Origin of the sequence: Parerythrobacter lacustris (assembly GCF_024626475.1) — a bacterium.
Lineage (GTDB): Bacteria > Pseudomonadota > Alphaproteobacteria > Sphingomonadales > Sphingomonadaceae > Parerythrobacter_A > Parerythrobacter_A lacustris.
This window is the reverse complement of record NZ_JANKHH010000004.1, coordinates 227909-246601: the sequence shown is the minus strand read 5'-3', so window position 1 is coordinate 246601 and position 18693 is coordinate 227909. Positions and strand designations below refer to the sequence as shown.

Annotated in this window: 16 protein-coding genes and 1 tRNA gene; 5 read left to right on the top strand and 12 right to left on the bottom strand. The window is 59.5% G+C overall.

Annotated features, from left to right (window positions below; genetic code table 11):
• Nucleotides 1-3 precede the first annotated feature (3 nt).
• The 4 genes from NSO95_RS07730 (at nt 4) to NSO95_RS07715 (ending at nt 4147) form a co-directional block, all read left to right on the top strand.
• On the top strand, nt 4-906 hold the full coding sequence (locus NSO95_RS07730) for a reverse transcriptase family protein (RefSeq protein ID WP_257595612.1): 903 nt from the start codon (nt 4-6) through the stop codon (nt 904-906).
• 415 nt (nt 907-1321) lie between these two features.
• Nucleotides 1322-2371 (top strand): DNA (cytosine-5-)-methyltransferase, encoded by a 1050-nt coding sequence (dcm, locus tag NSO95_RS07725; protein WP_366518999.1) that lies wholly within the window; start codon nt 1322-1324, stop codon nt 2369-2371.
• A 3-nt stretch (nt 2372-2374) separates the two neighbouring features.
• Nucleotides 2375-2827, top strand: coding sequence for a very short patch repair endonuclease (locus NSO95_RS07720; RefSeq protein ID WP_257595610.1), 453 nt, complete (start codon nt 2375-2377; stop codon nt 2825-2827).
• A 21-nt stretch (nt 2828-2848) separates the two neighbouring features.
• Nucleotides 2849-4147, top strand: coding sequence for an MvaI/BcnI restriction endonuclease family protein (locus NSO95_RS07715; RefSeq protein ID WP_257595609.1), 1299 nt, complete (start codon nt 2849-2851; stop codon nt 4145-4147).
• 74 nt (nt 4148-4221) lie between these two features.
• On the opposite strand, the gene NSO95_RS07710 is transcribed toward NSO95_RS07715, so the two are convergent.
• Genes NSO95_RS07710 through NSO95_RS07700 form a run of 3 tightly spaced genes read right to left on the bottom strand, consistent with a single transcriptional unit; the run spans nt 4222 to nt 7240 of the window.
• The gene (locus NSO95_RS07710; RefSeq protein WP_257595608.1) at nt 4222-5409 is read right to left on the bottom strand and encodes an HNH endonuclease; all 1188 of its coding nucleotides are present in this window, start codon (nt 5407-5409) and stop codon (nt 4222-4224) included.
• A gap of 33 nt (nt 5410-5442) precedes the next feature.
• Entirely contained in the window at nt 5443-6966 is a 1524-nt protein-coding gene (locus tag NSO95_RS07705; RefSeq protein ID WP_257595607.1) for an LA2681 family HEPN domain-containing protein, read from the bottom strand.
• Nucleotides 6967-7012: 46 nt separating this feature from the next.
• The gene (locus NSO95_RS07700) at nt 7013-7240 is read right to left on the bottom strand and encodes a hypothetical protein (protein ID WP_257595606.1); all 228 of its coding nucleotides are present in this window, start codon (nt 7238-7240) and stop codon (nt 7013-7015) included.
• Nucleotides 7241-7712: 472 nt separating this feature from the next.
• Here NSO95_RS07700 and NSO95_RS07695 point away from each other — a divergent pair, with 472 nt between their 5' ends.
• Complete coding sequence (locus NSO95_RS07695; RefSeq protein WP_257595605.1) at nt 7713-9431, top strand: restriction endonuclease; 1719 nt, start codon at nt 7713-7715, stop codon at nt 9429-9431.
• A gap of 83 nt (nt 9432-9514) precedes the next feature.
• Here the strand turns inward: NSO95_RS07695 and NSO95_RS07690 are convergent, their stop codons facing one another.
• The 9 genes from NSO95_RS07690 to NSO95_RS07650 form a co-directional block, all read right to left on the bottom strand.
• Nucleotides 9515-10051 carry a DUF2939 domain-containing protein gene (locus tag NSO95_RS07690; RefSeq protein ID WP_257595604.1) on the bottom strand — a complete coding sequence of 179 codons (537 nt, stop codon included), beginning with the start codon at nt 10049-10051 and terminating at the stop codon, nt 9515-9517.
• 89 nt (nt 10052-10140) lie between these two features.
• Nucleotides 10141-12903 carry a MobF family relaxase gene (mobF, locus tag NSO95_RS07685; protein ID WP_257595603.1) on the bottom strand — a complete coding sequence of 921 codons (2763 nt, stop codon included), beginning with the start codon at nt 12901-12903 and terminating at the stop codon, nt 10141-10143.
• Nucleotides 12903-14741, bottom strand: coding sequence for a type IV secretion system DNA-binding domain-containing protein (locus tag NSO95_RS07680; RefSeq protein ID WP_257595602.1), 1839 nt, complete (start codon nt 14739-14741; stop codon nt 12903-12905). Before NSO95_RS07680 ends, mobF begins: the two co-directional genes overlap by 1 nt.
• The gene (locus tag NSO95_RS07675) at nt 14738-15109 is read right to left on the bottom strand and encodes a hypothetical protein (RefSeq protein ID WP_257595601.1); all 372 of its coding nucleotides are present in this window, start codon (nt 15107-15109) and stop codon (nt 14738-14740) included. The genes NSO95_RS07680 and NSO95_RS07675 overlap by 4 nt, the downstream gene beginning before the upstream one ends.
• Nucleotides 15110-15316: 207 nt before the next feature.
• Nucleotides 15317-15820: a hypothetical protein gene (locus NSO95_RS07670; protein ID WP_257595600.1), complete on the bottom strand. Its 504-nt coding sequence runs from the start codon at nt 15818-15820 to the stop codon at nt 15317-15319.
• A 65-nt stretch (nt 15821-15885) separates the two neighbouring features.
• A complete protein-coding gene (locus NSO95_RS07665) occupies nt 15886-16086 on the bottom strand; it encodes a helix-turn-helix transcriptional regulator (RefSeq protein WP_257595599.1) in 201 nt (66 codons plus the stop codon).
• 118 nt (nt 16087-16204) lie between these two features.
• Nucleotides 16205-17158 (bottom strand): hypothetical protein, encoded by a 954-nt coding sequence (locus NSO95_RS07660; RefSeq protein ID WP_257595598.1) that lies wholly within the window; start codon nt 17156-17158, stop codon nt 16205-16207.
• 67 nt (nt 17159-17225) lie between these two features.
• Nucleotides 17226-18386 (bottom strand): tyrosine-type recombinase/integrase, encoded by a 1161-nt coding sequence (locus NSO95_RS07655; RefSeq protein ID WP_257595597.1) that lies wholly within the window; start codon nt 18384-18386, stop codon nt 17226-17228.
• A 139-nt stretch (nt 18387-18525) separates the two neighbouring features.
• A tRNA-Ser gene (locus NSO95_RS07650) sits at nt 18526-18615 on the bottom strand.
• Nucleotides 18616-18693: the final 78 nt, after the last annotated feature.

The window sequence follows — 18693 nt, the reverse complement described above, 5'->3', positions numbered from 1 at the left end:
GCTATGCCATACACCCTGCGCGACAGCCCATTTTTCCGGATGCGCAATCGCAAGAAGCTGGCTGCGTTGCTCAATGTTTCTGAAACTGCCCTTGAGAACATCTGTGCGCGAGACGACCTTTACGCTCGTTGCTGGAAACACAAACGCGAAAAAGATCGCTGGTTACAGACACCACCGGGTCCCGACGTTGCCGCCCATTATCGCCCGATCGACATCCCGGATGCCGGTCTCAAAGCGCTTCAATCAAGAATTGCCGACTTGCTTGCGAGAGTGTCACCGCCAGAGTGGCTGTTCAGCCCGGTGAAGGGCCGATCGTACGTCGATAATGCTGCACGGCACCGGGGCAACAGAGCTTTCTGGTTACTCGACATTGCGGATTATTTCCCCAGTTGTACCGCCAACAGCGTTGCACATTTTTTTCGTCGCAAGCTCGAATGCTCGCCAGACGTAACGGCCATTATGGTTCATCTAACCACGTGGCAGCAGTGCCTTCCGCAGGGCTCGCCCTGCAGTCCCATACTCGCCTACTTTGCCAATCTGGATCTTTGGAAAGAGATTGAGGAAGCGGTGACACAAGCGGGCTTGGTTCACAGCGTTTATGCCGACGACATCACGATTTCAGGCCCAATCGTCCGGAAGGAAGTGATCTGGACAATCAAACGGGCGGTTCACAAACACGGCCTGCGGATCAAAGCAGAGAAAGAGCTCAGTCTGATCGATAGGCCCGCTGACATAACAGGGGTCATCGTCGATGGTGATCGGGTCAAGCTCCCTAACAGGCAATTGAAGCGTCTGTTCGAGTTGCGCGGAGAGCGGCAACGGGCGAAGAGCGCGGTACTGAAGAAGTTGCTCGACAACCAGATTTCCGGGCGGCTCGCGCAAAAGCGCCAAGTCGAGCAAGCTTAAGGTTGCGGCTCAAATCAGCTCGGTGGCACCGCTATTTTTAGGGCTCCGCATTGTCTCAAGCTCCACTCGCACCTGCCGCCTGTAGGACAGAACATTCCCGCTCCTGCCTGAGTTTCTGATAGAATTCAGCGCCACCGAAAATCTGATGCGCTTGCGACCATACCTGTCGAATGTTGTGATCCACGGTTCTATTACGCTGAAGCGGCGAATTGTCGTCAAACCATCCATTCTGAAATTCCGCTGTGGATCACGCAGACGAAACAAGAACGGATATGGAACATTCTGCTGTTTCGCGCTTGCTATCGGGGCGGCGCTCCGACATTGTGTCGCATGTCATCGCAGGGAAACAGTCTTTTGACGGGTCAGGAAACTTATGCTGCGGCCATTTTCACCGGTTGCCGGGTCGGCGTCTGAGATGGCTGGCACCCGGTTCAACTTTATCGACCTGTTCGCCGGGATCGGCGGTATCCGCAAAGGCTTCGACGCCATTGGCGGGCATTGCGTGTTCACTTCCGAATGGAACAAGTTCGCGCAGGAAACCTACACCGCCAATTTCCGCGACAATCACCCCCCGCATGGCGACATCACGCAGATACCCACGGACGAGATTCCGGACCATGACGTGCTTCTGGCTGGTTTCCCGTGTCAGCCCTTCTCAATCGCGGGCGTCTCGAAGAAGAATTCCCTCGGTCGCCAGCATGGCTTCCTCGATGAAACGCAGGGCACCCTCTTTTTCGATGTCGCCCGGATCATCAAAGCCAAGCGGCCTGCGGCCTTCCTGCTCGAAAACGTCAAGAACCTGACCAGCCATGACAAGGGCCGCACCTTCGCGGTGATCCTCAAGACGCTGACCGAAGAGCTCGGCTATACGATCTGGCACAAGGTGATCGATGCGCAGCACTTCGTGCCGCAGCACCGCGAGCGGATCGTCATCGTCGGTTTCCGCGAGAACGTGCCCTTCAGCTGGGACGATCTGAAGCTGCCGCCGAAGGGCAGCGTGCGGCTTGGCAGCATCCTGCATCCGGGCGATGGCTCGGAACGGGCCGAACCTCCTTACACGCTCGGCCAAGATGGGAAGGTCAACGGCAAGTACACGCTGACGGACAAGCTCTGGCAGTATCTTCAGGGCTATGCCGACAAGCACAAGGCAGCGGGCAACGGCTTCGGGTTCGGACTGGTGACGCCTGACGATGTCACCCGAACACTGTCGGCGCGCTACTACAAGGACGGCTCAGAGATCCTCATCAGTCAGGGCAAGCGTTCCAATCCGCGCCGTTTGACCCCGCGCGAATGCGCGCGGCTGATGGGCTATGGTGACGACTTCCGGATTCCGGTGTCAGATACCCAGGCCTACAAGCAGTTCGGCAATTCGGTCGCGGTGCCGGTGTTCGAGGCGGTGGCGAAGGTCATGCAGCCGCACATTCAGGCTCTGGTGCAACCGGTGGGGCAGCGCATAGCTGCCTGAGGCGTGACGGACGTCCACGATCAGCAAACGCGCAGCCGCAACATGGCGGCGGTTAGGGCGCGCGACACAAAGCCCGAACTGATGATCCGCAAGGCCCTGCATGCATCAGGCCTGCGCTATCGTCTCAACGTCCGCAACCTTCCGGGGAAGCCGGACATCGTGTTGCCACGTCACCGGGCGGTCGTCTTCGTTCACGGCTGCTTCTGGCACCGGCACGAATGCGACCTGTTCCGCTGGCCTGAAAGCCGGACAGAGTTCTGGCGCGATAAACTCAATGCCAATGCGGCGCGGGACATGAAAACGGCGGAAGCGTTGGAAAAGGCGGGTTGGCGGCAGGCGGTGATCTGGGAATGCGCGCTGAAGGGCAGCAAGAAGCGGGATTTTCAGGACACTATGCAGCGCCTGATCGCCTGGATAAGGTCGGACGAACAGGCGATTACCATCGGGGGCGAATAATTGGTCGCGTCACTTGCCCAAATGCTGGATCTGATGCGGCATCACGGTGCGACCCGCATCTACGCCAAGAATCTTGCTCCGAACGACAATTCCAAAAATCAGGTCTATCTTGGCGGCGACTTCTCGGCGCTGAACATCATCCCCCATGGCGAAATCTACAGCGACGACACTGCCGTGGCCGGCGCTGTCCGCGACCGCGCCAAGGCGAGGGTGAAGTTCTTCTGGGTCGATGAAGCCGGACGGCACCATGCGCCGGACGCGGGCCTGATTCTTTACCCGAAATATCCGGAAGTCCGGATGTCGGGCTTTCTCAAAGGCTGTAGGGAAGCGCCCTCTGCGATCATGCGGGTGCGTGATGAAGGACGCCTGCTCATCCTTGGCATCACAGCCGAAGGGGATGTTCTGGGCTATGCCGCCGATGCGGCGCATCCCGTCGCTGTTGAGGTCCGCGCTTACCAGTGGCCGATGATCGGCGTCTTTCTGGAGCTGCCGCTCCATGCAGGCCAGGCTGACAGCCCGAAAGACCGCCTGCTGAACGAGCTGCGGCGCATCTGGCGACTGAACTGGATCGCCTCCCAGAAACTCGCTGCCGACGGCAGAAAACAGCCGTATTCCGCGCGCAACGGCGGCGGTTACACCCTCGAAGCCGAACTGGGCATCACCCCCAACGGTTATTCAGAACCGGATTTCATGGGCTGGGAGGTGAAGCAATACGGCGTGCGCGACTTCGTCAGGTTCGCCCCCAAATCGCCCGTCACCCTGATGACGCCTGAACCCACGGGCGGAATGTATCGCGACGAAGGCGTTGCGGAATTCATGCGGCGGTTCGGTTACGAAGATCAGTCCGGAAAAGTTGACCGCATCAATTTCGGCGGGCGCTATGATTGCCTGAGAGGCCTGCATGGCCTGACCGGCCTGCGCATGACCATGACCGGATTTGACGCGCAGACAGGCAAGATCACTGACCTCGACGGCGCGCTCAGTCTCATCGATGGCAACGACACACCTGCGGCCTCCTGGTCGTTCAAGGGAATGATGGCGCACTGGAACCGCAAGCACGCGCAGGCGGCCTACGTGCCATCGCTGTTCCGCACGCCGCCGCCGGAATACAGCTATGGCCCCAGCGTGTTGCTGTGCGAACAGACGGATTTCCTGCTGTTCCTGAAGGCCTTCGCTGCCGGTTCGATCTACTATGATCCGGCAATCAAGGTGGAAAATGCTTCCTCAGCAAAGCCAGGCATCAAGAGGCGCAGCCAGTTCCGGGTGGCTCATGCCGATCTGCCCCTGCTCTACAAGGCTCACGAGGTCGTCGCTCTTTGACATCGCACGCCCCGCACGCGGGCCAAGTGGGCCAGAGGGCGTCCGCCAATGAGAAGGGGAACCAAGCAAGGGGATCAGCACGATGGTAATGTTCCAGGATCAATCTGTGCGGATTCTATGGCGGACAACTGCGCGTTGGGCATTACTTGAGTTAAGTGAGCAATGTAGTCCGGGAGCGGCAACGGACCCACCGCCTTGCCCAGAGTGGGAATTGTCATCCACATCAACCCGTCTTTGTGATCGGCAGGCAAGTTTGCGATCAAATCAACATCATCCGTAATCTTTATCCCCATCGTGCGGCCCGATGGTGTAATGATAACAAGCGCGAGGTTTTCATCTACGACTTGAAGCACGAGAACCCATGCTCCACGCCATGACAGCACATTCAAGTCACGATTACTGTCTCCTGCAAAATAGCCAGTTCCCCGGATCGGGATTTTTCGTCTCCGTTCGGGGTCTGCTTGGCGAAATGCATGCCGCAGATCAGCGCCTTGCCCGTGTGCTGTGAAAGAAGAACCGAAAAGCTGGCAGCCTATTGCGAGGGCAATTTTGGCCAAAAAGCGATGACCACAGTCTATCTGCATTTGCACTTGGGCCTTGACGGATCGCCCCGCTTTGGCCGCGTCCGTGATGGTGTCAATCACCACCAAGTCAGCCGCTTGGTCAACATGCCCCCGATCCACCCTTTCGAAGGCCTTCCATTCGGGCGGAATATCCATATTGACGACATAGCACCGTGCTCGTCTGAAATGTTTGGCAAATGACGCGAGTGCAGCGATGATCCAATAATCAGAAGCGGACGCCAGAGCTATATAGGCGCGACCTGCTTTTGCTTTTTTCGCTCTCGGATCGCCACCGACATAGGGGGTCCAAAATTCCTCTGATTCCTTAGGGCGAATGTGGACAATCGTTGCTCCACATGGCCCGACCCACCAGTCAGCAACCTCGCCGCTTTCGGTCATTTCGTCGGGCAATTTGCCGAGATAATTGAGGGGCAGTACCGTTTGCATTGGATCGGAAAGCGACATGTACTCTCGCGACCCGCAACCGCGCTCCATGCTTCCAGCCCAGCCCCGAATGAATGCCCCATCGACGAAAACGCCCGACATTGAGTTACAGGCGCGGCAGACTTCATCTGTACGCCAAAAACTGGACAGATGGTCACCACCAAGCGCATCTGGCCAAATGTGTTCGTCAGAGAATTCGTCATCTGTCTTTTCCAGATTACAGTAGATGCAACTTCTGGTTAGTTTGTCTGTCACCACTTCGCCCTTCGTGCGCTCTGCATTAGCCCCTTACAGACGGCCTCTTTCGTTCCAAGTCATTAAAGGCATTGACACCACTAGTGCGCCATCCCCTCGCGCCCGCCCGACTTGCTCCTCACGGTGAACGGCTAATGACAGGTAGATAAGGGCGGCCCGCGCAAGTTTCAGGATATGCAATGTCTTAGAGTCGAGCTCCTCACGACCGATGCGGAAGCCGAGCCCCCGGCCGTTCTGAGCAGTGGCAAAAATGCTGTAACCGATGCCCAAATCCTCGTGAACTTGGCAGTACTTGTGTTCCAAATGATTGCGAAGATGAGCCATACCCCTCGCTTCAGGTTCGGCAACGTCCTGAAAGGTCGGCTCGTATAAATCTTTTGAAAGCCAGTAGAGGCCACGAAGCGACCAGTTTCGTCGTCCATCGAATACGGTCCGTAGTGGTTTGGGGTGTCCCTTGCGTTCTGACCAAATGCTCCTGAAGCTGACTTCCTTCTCTCCGAGGCCTACTTTAAAATAATCGTTTATGAAAAATGCAATTTTGTCGAACAGAGAATAGGCCATCCGAAAGGCCAACTTGGTTTTTTCAGTTCCTAATGAATAGGAAGGAATGTTTAGCGTGTCATAGAGATGATTACCCTTATCGCTAAAGTGTCCGCCTTTTTCGGTCATCCCTTCGAAAAAAAGCCAACGTGCCGCAACAAATTCCTGCTTCAACTGATTGTAGAAGCCAAAGGCGACGGGCGGCTCTGCGCCGCTTTCATCTATCCCCAAGGTCAACGAGGGTAAGTGCAGCACATCATGAGCAGCGATGGAAAAGTCCCCTAAGTCGTTCAAGGGATTAAGGAAAAGGCGATTTCCCAGACACCATGAACGATACTGTCGCTCGGCCCTTGACCGCCCCAAAGAAAACTCTTGTGTCAGGTTAGCCCGAGCTCCGTCGATGTTCACCCGCTCAGCAGCACGTCGGGCCTCCAGCTCAAACATTTGCTTATGCGCATAGTTATCAGGAGATTCGAATTCGGCGTCCTTGCTGGACGCAGCGGATAGGGAATCATGTGAGGACAGCATGAAAAGGGCAAAATGCCCTCCGTCGTATAAAGAGTTTCCATAGTGCCCCAGCCCATAGCCGCGGTTGGCGAGGGCCATGGCGAATCTTGGGTTTATTGCGATCGCTCGATCCCAATGCGCGAGTGCTTCGACAGGACGACCAACTGCATTGAGCCTGTTGGCAAGGTTCGTAAAAATTTGGCACTGTCGGATTGGGTTAAGGTCCCCGAAGGCCTCATGGGCAACCGCCTTACGTAGCTCAAGCAGGATATGCTCAAAATGCGGGATATCCCAAGCCCAGCTCTGCGCTTCTCCGGACAGGCCAAGCCTGTTTTCGAAGGCATTCGCTCGAAAATAGTGCAAAAGAACACGTGACTCGCCAGCTAGAGTGTCCCGAGACTGCAAGTGCTCCGAGCAGGTTATTGCAGTATCATTCAGCTTTTCGTCCGTGGTGTCCGCAGCGCGATCAATCATTTCGCCAAGGCGAACAAGCGCTTCGGCATCGGACAACCCGTCGCATTGATCACATCCTGTCATCGGCTTACAATACTGCTTTTCATGGCGAAGTTGAAGCCGAGTGATGCATGAACATGCCCGGATTTAATGTGCGGACAGGCAAGATGACTATTCTCGATGGCGCGCTCAGCCTTATCGATAGCAACGACACAATTGCGGCATTTTCGTCGTTGAAGGGTATGATGGCAAGAGGCGCAGCGCTTTCCGGGTAGCTCACGCCGTTCTGCTCCTGCTCTACAAGGCCCATGAAGTGTTGGACCTCTGACATCACGCCCGGTCGCCCTTTCATGGGCCACGCAAGGATCGCTCAGCGATCCGCACAAACAACGGCGCCCTTGCACGGCGCGAAGCCGCCGGACGCCCTGCGCGCGGGCCAAGTGGGCCAGCGGGCGTCCGGCAATGAGAGAGGCAAGAGCGCCTGCGGGTCAGCTCAGAAACGCCGCGCCCTCAGGAGCATGGCCACAGGCCATGCGGGACAGAGCGTGTCCTCTAGAAACTCCCGCTCCGCTTGCACCTGCTCCTGATCGTTACCCGGATGGGCCGGGACTACAGGCCCGGTCCGCGCCAGCGGATAGAGCAGGTTGCCCGGCAGGGTAGCTCATCGACCAACCGGGGACAGCGTCCCCCCGGCATGATGTAGCCAGCTCAATGCTAAACATATAAGATCATTACGCTTGATCTGGGCGAAGCATCGGGCTTTTTAGAGGAATCGGTTCAGGCGGAAGCAAGAAGGGGCGACGATGGCGAGGGTCACCATCCAGTCGAACAATCTCGAAAACATCGCGGTGGGTTCGCTGGAAACGAAATGGAGCGCACGCGGCGATCGCATACTGCGATACTACGTTGATGTGCGGCACAAGAAACTGAACCTCCACAAGGAGGTCAGCGCGCCGGAAATTTTCATCCTGCAAAGCAAGCTCGATGCTTTGATCGCCAGCTGGGATGAAAAGTATGAGGCGTACCTTAAACGCCAATCTCAGCTTTCCGGGCAGGCTGCCGCCGATGAACTGACGACGGAAGCGACGCTGAGGCTTGAATCCCTGGCCCGTATTCTGGTGCGCACAACACTTGTCGATGACAAAATCGACTGGGAAAGTCTAAAGGATCGGACGGCGTACGATTATCCGAGGGACTTCCCGGAACCAAAGCCGTCAAGCAGTCCTGCATCGCAGCCTGAATACGTCGAACCAAAGGTTGGCTTTTTCCAGCTCCTCCTCGGCAAAAAGGCTGGCATTCTTGCCGAATCTGAAGGTGCCCATGCTGCTGCGATGCAGCAATGGAAAGATGCAGAAGACCGGCGAAAGGTCGCGCTCGCACATGCCGTTGCGCAGTGGGAGCAACGGCGCAAAGCTTTCTGGGATGACCACAAGGCAAAGGAAGATGCGTTCAAAGGCGAGCAGGCAGCATCCCACGCTCTTGTTGACCAGCTAGCCGCTGAAGTGGCGAGCGGCGAAGAGGAAGCCGTCATCGAGCATGCCTCGCTTGTGCTGGAACGCTCGGACTACGATGGCCTTTTCGAAAAATCCTACCTCCTTCAGTATGATCGCGTTCGCAAGCTGATGAAGCTGGCCTACGATCTGCCTTCCATTGACGTGCTGCCCTCGACGAAGGCTGTGAAATTCGTAAAAGCGACGGGGGAGCTGAAAGAAAGCTTTATTTCCGAACGCGATAAGAAGGCTAACTTCGAGTTCGTGGCCTATCAGGTCTGCCTGCGCACGGTCCACGAGTTCTTCGAAGCCGATGTGGCGGGGAACATCGATGCGATCCTGTTCAACGGTTTTGTTGAATTCGTCGATCCGGCAACCGGGCAGCAAAAGCGCAGTTGCCTCATGTCGCTGCTGGTTGATCGCGAAACGTTCTGCGCAATCGACCTGGCGCGCGTCGATCCCAAGGCTTGCTTCAAATCGTTGAAGGGCGTTTCGGCTGCTTCGCTTGCATCCCTTGCGCCTATCGCGCCTGTCATGGACCTCGACACAGAGGATCGCAGGTTCATTGAAGCGCGGGAAATCGGCGCGGCGCTCGATCAGGGTACCAACCTCGCAGCGATCTCATGGGAGGACTTCGAACACCTCGTCCGGGAAGTATTCGAAAAGGAGTTTGCCTCACGTGGCGGCGAAGTGAAGATTACCCAGTCAAGCAGCGACGGTGGCGTTGACGCAATTGCGTTTGATCCTGACCCGATAACCGGAGGCAAGATCGTCATCCAGGCAAAGCGCTACACAAGGACCGTTGGCGTATCGGCGGTTCGCGATCTGTATGGCACGATCATGAACGAGGGGGCGTCGCGCGGAATTCTTGTATCCACGGCAGATTACGGCCCGGACGCATACAAATTCGCAAACGGGAAGCCCATCACGCTGATGAACGGTGCAAACTTGCTTCATATGCTGGAGCGCCATGGTTTCGAAGCCAACATCGACCTCGCCGCCGCCAGATTGTTGTCGGCGTCACCTGACTGAGAGGCAATAACTTATGGCTGCGCGGGGCACCCCCTGCCACATAGACGTACGCTCGGTCCGCACGATAATCAGGGGAAACTCGATCACCCTGATCCGAGGAAATTCTCCGGGAATTCGATCTTCGTAAGCTCCCATGATGCAAAGCCCTGCCGCTTGAAAATGAACGACGGCATCGGGTCGTTGGTCTCTTGTCCAACCGGCGTTACCCTGAAGGTATCAAGATCAACCCACTCGCTTTTGTAGTCAGGCTCCTTGTTGGCTACCTCTGCCTCGCTGGCCTCCGCAGGCTTCTTGCCGCGCACTATCGCGGCCATGCCTTCCGGGGTTACGTAAGCGTCCACGGCACGCTCAATGATAGCCGGGGCGAGCATCATTCCGAGGCCTGCAAACGGGTTGTTGGCCATTTCGGGATCGCTCTGCATCTTCGCCATCATGGCCGCGTTCATCTGGGCCTTGAGGCTTTCCCGGACCGACGGAAAATCGACCAGCTCGTCAAGGGCATCGGCATCGCCTTTCGCAGCCGTCTCTCTGAGATTGCTCGCAGCAAAGTAAGGCGAACCGCCGTAAACCCCTCCAGCGACCACTACACCCAGCGCACCAAGAAGCCGCCACTTCCGCATATCGTTCGCCCTGAATTGCTTCCAAATCAATTCCTTGGTTATAGCATTGCTCGCGGGGGTCAATCTGCCGGGATGGTGAAACCCTCCGGTTATCCTAGGCCAGCGCCCATTCGTTTCTCAGCGACTGGCCGGGAAACCTCGGCCTGCGCGGTCGCCGTCTGCACCAGGCCAGCCCGCTCACCGATGGCCGAAACAAGCTTTGCGCGGTCATTCGTAAAGATCGCTACGCTCTCCCGTGCGCGGGATACTCCGACATAGAAGGACTTCTGGTCGATCAGGTTGGTGGCGCGGCTGTCGGCATGGATCATGACATGGTCGGCGGTGCGCCCCTGGGCGGCGAAGGCCGTTTCGACATAGGCATGGGCAATATGCTGGTCGCGCGCCTTATCAAGGTTCAAGGTCTGGGTCTGGCCGCGTGCGACCTGGACCGTCGCGGTACGCGATGCTTCATCAACGGCAAGAACTTCACCTTGCAACCCATTGATACGGTTTGCATCACGATCATTCCGGGTGAAACGAATGTTGTCACCGGCCTTCAACTCCAGCGACTGCGGGACAAAGGTCTGGCTGTGCCCCGCACCCCATTGCCGCAAGCGCCAGTCCACATCGCGCCCGCTTTCAGATTTGAGCGTGATCGCCGCTTTGGCCGGATCGATGCGCTCGACCCGGTAAGCCTCGCCGCGTGATACGCCTTTGTCGGCAAAGTCGCGGGTGAAGCGGACAACGTCGCCCTGCTCGTAGCTCTGCGGATTGCCTGCCTCGGCACGGGTCAGGCCCTTGCTGGCGAGGCTCTGCATGGTAACAGCGGGGCCGGTAAGGGCACCGGTCCTGGCAAGCGCCGTGCGGATATCGGCGGTCAGCGCATCGCGCCCTTCGCGTGATGGCTCGATCACAAGGGTCCGGGCGCGGCTTGCCTTGCCCAGCTTCGCATATTCCTCGGCAATGGCAGCAAAACGCTCGCTCCGATCAGCATTTTCGACGATTTTGCCACCACCTTTATCCAACGCAGACAGAGCTTTGCGGGCGTCTCCTTCGATAGATGCTAAGACGGCCTCTTTGGCGTTGGCATTGGTCTGACGCAGGATTTCACTGAGCTTGGCGGTCTCCATCCCCGCGCCCTGCAATTGCGCAAAGGCCGCGCCCGCTTCAACCGAACCAAGCTGTTTCACATCGCCGACGAGGATGACGCGGGCATTCTGCCTTTCGGCCTGCTCGAACAGGCGGGCAGTATCGCGCGCCGACAACATCGAAGCCTCGTCCACGATCCATGCCGCTGGCTTGCCGTCGCCGGATCGCTCCGGAGACAGCAAATGCCGCGCGACAGTGTCGCTGCGCGCCCCGACAGCTTCACCCAGAACCATCGCTGCCGATGCGGTCGGTGCGAGCGCGACAACGGCAAGGCCGCGCGCCTCGGCTTCGCGGGCAAATTTAGCAAGGACCGTGGTGGTCTTGGCTGTCCCCGCGTAGCCCTGAACTGCGCTAATCCGGTTGCGGCTCGTCAAGAGCTGCTGCGTGGCCTCGCGCTGTTCGGCATTCCAGGCAAAGCCGCTGCGCCATGCCTGCGCCGCTGCGCTCGCGACTGCCTTGGCGGCGGCGAGGGGAGACGCAATCGCCGGCATGATCCCGCGCCCCTCGGCTTCGATGCGCAGCAGCCGGGCCTCGGTTTCGACATTGGCAGGGGTCGTGAACCCGGCAAATTCCGCGCCGCGTCGGTCAATATGGGCGCGATCGATCAGCGCGCCCTGCTTGCTGGCCGATGCAATGGCAGCGGTGATCTGCGCATAGCTGACCTTGCCAAGCCCGGCGCGGCCCGCTTCCTCGTGCAGCGCTGCGGCAGAAAACACAGACTGACGCTCGCCAAGCTTTTCCGCCGCATAGGCCACAGCGCGGCTCGCCGCTCCTTCGCCCTGCAAGCCCATCGAAGCTCGATGGTCGGCGCTGGAGGCCTGCGCCTCGGCCTCCCTTAACAGAGCCAACCGTGCCTTCGCGTCAAATCCAGCCTTGTCGGCAGTTTCGCGCCAGTCGGCCACCAGCGCGACAGGATCGGCGGCAACCTTGGCCTGCCGGGTGGCGAGCGCAGCGACCTGCTTCTCGGCGGCGCTGGCGGCTTCGCGGGTTGTGCCCCGTTCCCCAAGCGCAGCTTCGATGTCGGCGCTGCGCAGGCTGAATGCGTCGAGGACCTCGGGCGAGACGCCCTTGATCTCGAACATGGAATCCTTGCCGGTCTCGATCTGATAGCCAAGCTCGCGCACCTTGAGGGCGAGCTCCTGCCGGTAAATCGCGCCGATCTGCTTCTGGAGCTGATAGAGCGCGCGCGGCTCAAGGCTGCGCCAGGTGCCGTCCTCGCCCTGTGTGGCATTCAGAATGACATTATGGGTGTGGAGCTGAGGGTCCTGTGCGCGGCTCGTGCCATGCTGGAAGCTGGCAATTACCAGATTGCCGGTCGTCTCGCGGGTGACTGTGCCGCCGTCCCGCACACGGGTTGCGGCCATATACTGCTCGACATGGGCGAGGGCGGCTTTGACGGCCTGCCCATGGGCAGCGAACAGCCGCTTGTCACCGGCAACCTCGGCCATGATCGAAACCGACTTGGGCGCGCTCAGGGTGACATCCCATCCGGGGCGGTGCTCCAGCTTGCCGTCGCGCATGGTGCCAAGCTGTTGCCCGTCAATCTTACCGTCGAGCACATCGCGGAACGTCTCGCGGTTGACCTCGCCGGACAATCCAAGCGCTGCCGCGCCCTTGCCCTGCCATTCGGAGGGCGAGAGGCGGTCCCCGGCATAATAGTCATCGGCCTCATAATAACTGGCGGCTTGGCCCGAACTGGTAAGCGCGGCGACTGAGGCGACCATCAGACCGGCCCTTCTTCGGTATCCGGCGCTGGCTTTGCCGGGGGCGGCGGGGGCGGGGGAGCCCCCCCTGATTGCCCCCAGAGGGTGTACTCAGGATCGCCAGGAACAAAGCCGGGATGGCGGGGCGGGCCGCGCCGGGCAATGTGATCGGCGGTCAGCCTGATCCGCGCGACAGGCAAGCCATCGGGAAACAGCAGATAGCCTTCGAACTTGGGCAAGCGCAGCTCGCTTTCCATGATCGCCGGGCGGGTCTTGCGGATCAGGCCAAGCGTGGTGCGGGGCTTGTCATCCCCCTCTGCCAGCGCGTCGGTCATGGTGTGAATCTCGACCTCGCACTCCCCGATGGTCTGGCTGGCCCAGACGCGGGTTTCGCTGTCGATGCTTTGCAGGAACAACTTGGTGTTGCAGCAACCCAGCATCGCCTCGGCAATCTGCATGCCGTAGCGGTGGCGCATCTGCCCCACAGCCTGGAAGGTGAGGATCACCGATGCGCCGAACTTGCGCCCTTCCGGCAATAGCCGCGCAAGATTATCGACGCGCGGCAAGTCCGCAAGCTCGTCGAGCACGAACCAGATGCGGCGCTGGGATGAGGGTGGCAGCCCGAGAACGGCGCTGGCCGCACATTCCAGCCAGCAGGCAAGCAGGGGCTTGGAGGCGTCAAAATAGTCCTCCTTGCGCGGCACGAAGATCCACGGCTTCGGCCCGGTGCGGGCATCGAGCCCGTGAATGAAGTCCCGGAAGGCAAAGGGCGTCCCGCCCGTGCCGTCGATCCGCAGAAACTGGATCAGGTCTGCGGCCAGCGCCAGCATGAACAGGACGCTGCCAGAGGCCCGGTCGGCATCCTCGGCAAAGGTCCGGGATGAAGAGCTGTCGGCCAGCCAGACCTTGAGGTCTTCCTTGGTGCGGTCTTTCACCGCACTCAGCAAGGCAGGCAGGGTGCGTTGGCCATCGCGCCAGAGCGCCCGGATCATGTTGGCCAGAAGGATTCTGCTGGTCTCAAGCCAGACATCATTATCCTGATTGCCGGTCTCATGGATGAAGTGATGGGCGATGCGTTCGGCGTCGGCGGGATGGGCTATCTCGGCAAAGGGCGACCAGTAGGCGCAGCGCGCATCGAACGGATTGAGAATGACGTCGCCGCGCTCAGGCCGGTAGTACTGCTCGATAAACTCGCCGCTGGTGTCATAGACGAGCGCAGCATCACCGCGCGCCTCAATGGTATCGAGCAATTGGCGCAAGGCGGTGGTCTTGCCGCTGCCGGTGGTGCCGATCATCGCCATGTGCCGGGTTTCGAGCCGTGCGGGAATCGGAACGGTCGCGACTGTCAGGGGCAGGGGCCCCGCTTCAGGCGCGACAACTCTCGCAAGCTGCGCCTCGCTGGTCACCCGCGTTCCGGCAGTCACCCGGTCGCGCAGGGCATCCTTGCGCCGCCGCGCCACGGTTTCGCGCATCATCATCGTGACAATAAGCCATCCGGCCAGGCCGAGAAGGCCGCCTCCCTTGGCGCGGTTGGAAGTGCGCCGCGCCGCCCCGGCGTAATAGGGATGGGCGACAAGCGCGCGGGCCGGGACATTGAAGGCACCCGCGCCGTCGCGAACGGTCATGACAGGTTCCACCACGGTCCCCTCAGAAAACCACAGCTTCGACTGTGCAACAGCATAGAGCGCCGCTGCTTCGTTGGTTGGCTGATCAAGCAAGACATAGGGCGTTGCAAAGGCCCCCGTCGCAATCGATGCAGCCACGATACCGGCCTGACGCATGAAGCGCGCGCTCTGGGTGCTGCGGTTCCGGCGGTGCAAGGCGTCGGCATGGGTGAGGCGGTCAGGGGACCAGGTCATGTGCGGCCCTCCTGCGAAAGCCGCCGTTGCCGGTCATAGGCCGCATTGATTTCGGCAGCGATGACGTCTTCGGATTTGCGCGCTCCCATCGCACCGGTGCGCGCGTAACAATAGGCCGCGCAAGCGGTGAACAATGCCCTGTCGATCATCCGCTCGACATCGACAAGGCGCGTGCTCATCGTTGCCAGTTCGTCGATCATTTCGCGGGCATCGATGGCATCGCCTGTCCGCTCGACAAGCGCGGCAAGGCCATCGTCGACGATCCGGGCGAGCATAGCATATTCGCTCAGGCCATAGGTCCTGGCGAAGCCCGCGAGGGTCCGTTGCTGTGCTGGCGTGAGCCGCACGGTCTGGGCGCGGGCACTCATCGCGGCGCACCCGGCGAGATGCTATTCGCCATCGCGCGCGATGGCACAAATGCGCCATTCGCCTGCCGCCGCGCAAGGCGAGATGCTATCAGCATCTCGTCAAACCCGCAGAAACGCTGGATGCAGCCGTGCGTGAGGTGTATCCCCCCTGAGGCGGCTCGATGCGTAGCATCGCAGCCATTTTCGGGTTCCTGAAATCGCCAGAATTCAGTCATCGGATTTGGTCCAGTCTACCGGTTGGTCAGGGCTGCGCCCGGCCAGCCATGCGTCGATCTGCTCCTCGGCAACGAGGTCCGCGGCGGGCCGATCAAGGGCGATTTCGATGCAGGGTTCATCCTGCCTGAGGTGGTGTTCATCGATCCATCGGCTGAACTCAGCGTCCATGGCGCTGCGCAGCCGCTCCTCCAGACGCTTGGTTTGGATAGGGTCGAGCCGCGCGCAAACGCCTCTGGAATAGAGCGTCGATCCCATCGGAAAGATCACCTCGGGACTGACGCGGGTGGCAGGACCTTCGACGCGCAAGCGGTGATAGAACCCGTGAAACATCTCCAGAATCGGGCGCTCGCAGTCGAGCCATTCATAGATTGAAGCCCGGCGGGTCCTGCCGTCGCGGTCATCGGCGGCGAGCATTCGGATCAGCTCGCGGGTGTCCTCGGCGTATTTCGGTTTGAGGCGAACAGTCACCTTCTGGTCGAAGAGGAAGCTTTCCAAAAAGGGCATAGAAACTCCGTGGCGCGAAGCGCGCTGTTGATGCCAGAGATGGGGAATTGGGCGGCCTAGTAGTGGCGCGTCGGCAGGCTCTGGAGCCAGTCCTCGATGTCGCCGGAGCGCCAGCGGATGCGGTTTCCGCCGATGACCACAGGATTTGGACAACGGCCCTTTTGCATAAGGCGGTAAAGACTGGTGCGGCTCTTGTAGCCGGTCATCGCCAGGACGTCCTGCGCGGTCAGTAATGTGTCAGGGCTGGCGGGTTCCATGATGCAATCTCCTGCCGAATGGCGTTGCATCAATGGCTATTGCGGAAACAGGCGGCTGTGAATCCGGCTGACTGAAACTGTCTTAAACTGGCTTCCGGAAGCGCGGAAATCCGCCGTGTTAGGTTGAGAAAAATCCGCGAATGTCTTTCCCGCAATAATTGCCATGCAGCAAATCCATGATCTTTGTTCGCCCCGTCCCCCTGATGGCGAGATGCTTTTTTCGGAGTTCCTTATTGATGGTTCGAATCACTTCCTCTTGTTGGCCGCCCTGACGCAGCTCATGCCGCGCCACATCCAGAATGAGGCGAAAGGGCTCGACCTTATGGGAATCGAGGGTGGCGACAAACTTCTCACGACCTTCCCTGAATTGCTTCGAGGTCCCCGCAACAAGCCATGCCATTTCCGGATTGTGGTTCCGCAATGGTGCCTCACCGCCCCGGACCGCACGGTAGCCGGAATAGGCCTCACGTTCGCCATCGCTGTCGTCCTTTTCGGCTTCGGATGGCAATACGGCGACATCGGGTAACACAAGTACAGGCCGAACTTCCTTCACCCCTGTCGGTGAACGGACAAGCTGTCGTTCCGCCTGATCTTCGGAGAACAACAGGATCGCCCATTGGCTGGCAAACATTGCTGCGGGGACGACTGATCCCGCGTCGGTCCTGAGTTCGCGCGCTCCGCTGGCGTACAACCCGATCAGGTTCTGAAGGGGTGATGGAAGCTCGAGGTCTGGGATTTTGCCAAAGCGGTGCATCCTGGAGTTTGTCTGGATCGCCGTCCATGACCACCACAGGGCTGCGGTGCCGGTGCCCCAGAGGCCTATGCAGGCCATCGAAATAGCAGTCAGCAGGCCCCTGGTGCCTTCAGTCACCAAGCCCGCAAACCCGAATCCAAAACCCACCGGCAGCATCAACGTCGTCACAAACAGCCCCGATGCAAAATACTTGTTGAGCTGCTTGGCCTTTCGGGAAGCTTTAGCGATGAGGGCCTCAAGGAGAGTTATACCCGTGGCCACATCCTCTGGCGAAAGCGCCAGTGCAGCTTCCCTGCGAGTGGATGCCATATCGCTCACAACTGCAAAGACTTAGCATGTTTCGCGCAAGTTTCAATTAGGCTGTGGGGTCTTCCCTTTGCTATCCTTACGCCGTCGCAGCCGGGGTCTTCATGCAGTGCTGCGCCCATGCCTCCATCATTCCGCGCCGCTTCTCCAGCAGGTTGCCACGGCGATAGGCCGCTTCGACCTTGTTTTCGATGGTGTGAGCCAGCGCCATTTCGGCAATTGTGCCGTCGAAGTCGGTTTCCTCGGCCACCCAGTCGCGAAAGCTCGACCTGAACCCGTGCGGCACGGCGGGAATTTCCATGTCGCGGCAAATCTTGGTCAGGGTCATGTCGGAAAGCGGCTTGGCTGACCGCGCGCCGGGGAACACCAGATTGCTGCGCTTTTCGCGGTACTCCTTGGCCTTCTCTAAGACCCTGACGGCGGCATCGGACAGCGGGACGATATGTTCGCGCCCGGCCTTCATGCGGTCGGCCGGAATGGTCCAGAGCTTCTTCTCAAGGTCAATTTCATCCCACGTTGCGAGCCGTATCTCTCCGGAGCGCGCGGCGGTTAGGATCAGAGCTTCAAAGGCAAGGCGGGCGGCACTTTCCTTCTCGCGCAGGCGGGCAACGAATGCTGGCACGTCGGCATAGGGCAGGGCGGTACGATGATTGGGCTTGGCTTTGATCTTGGGCAGTGAGCGGTTCATGGCCGCAAGAGGCAGAGACACATCGCGATAGCCCTTCGCCACCGCCCAATCGATCACGGTCACAATGCGCTGGCGCAGCCGCCGCGCCGTTTCGGGCTTCTGGAGCCAGATGGCCACCAGAGCGTCCCGCACCATCGGCCCGTCGATGTTGCTGACCGCGACTTCCCCGAAATGGGGATAGGCGTAGGTCTTGAGGGTGTTCAGCCACTGGTCGCGGTGCTTGAGGTTGCGCCAGTTCTTCTTGTTCTCGGCAAAGACCATGTCCGCAGCTTCACGGAAGGTGGGAATGCCAGCTTCCTTGCGCCGTTCCGAAATCGGATCGATCCCGGCCTCGATCTGGCTGCGCACTTTGGCGGCACGCTCACGTGCCAGAGCGAGCGAAACTTTCTTCACGCTGCCAAGCCCGATGTCGCGCCGCCTGCCATCTTTCTGGACTCGGCAGACCCAGGATCGTGACCCGGAACGGCCCACAAGCAGATAAAGTCCATCCCCGTCGCCATAGCGTCCGGGAAGCTTTGCCGCCTTGACCGCTGATGCCGACAATCGCCCCATTTTTTGCTCCCACACTAATTACCACACAAGGCGTGGGTTACCATGCATTCGGATGGCACGCAATGGAACACGATCACGCCGAAAAATGGCAGAATTCCGCCATTTCTGGTACGATTTGGATTTTGTTGGGGAGGGCCGGTGGCGGACAGGGTGGGATTCGAACCCACGAAGGGCTTGCACCCTTGCCGGTTTTCAAGACCGGTGCATTCAACCGCTCTGCCACCTGTCCGCTGATCGCGCGCTAGCCAGCGCTTGGCGGATTGTCACGCCCTTCCGCGCCAAATGCGCGATGAAGCGATGAAAACTC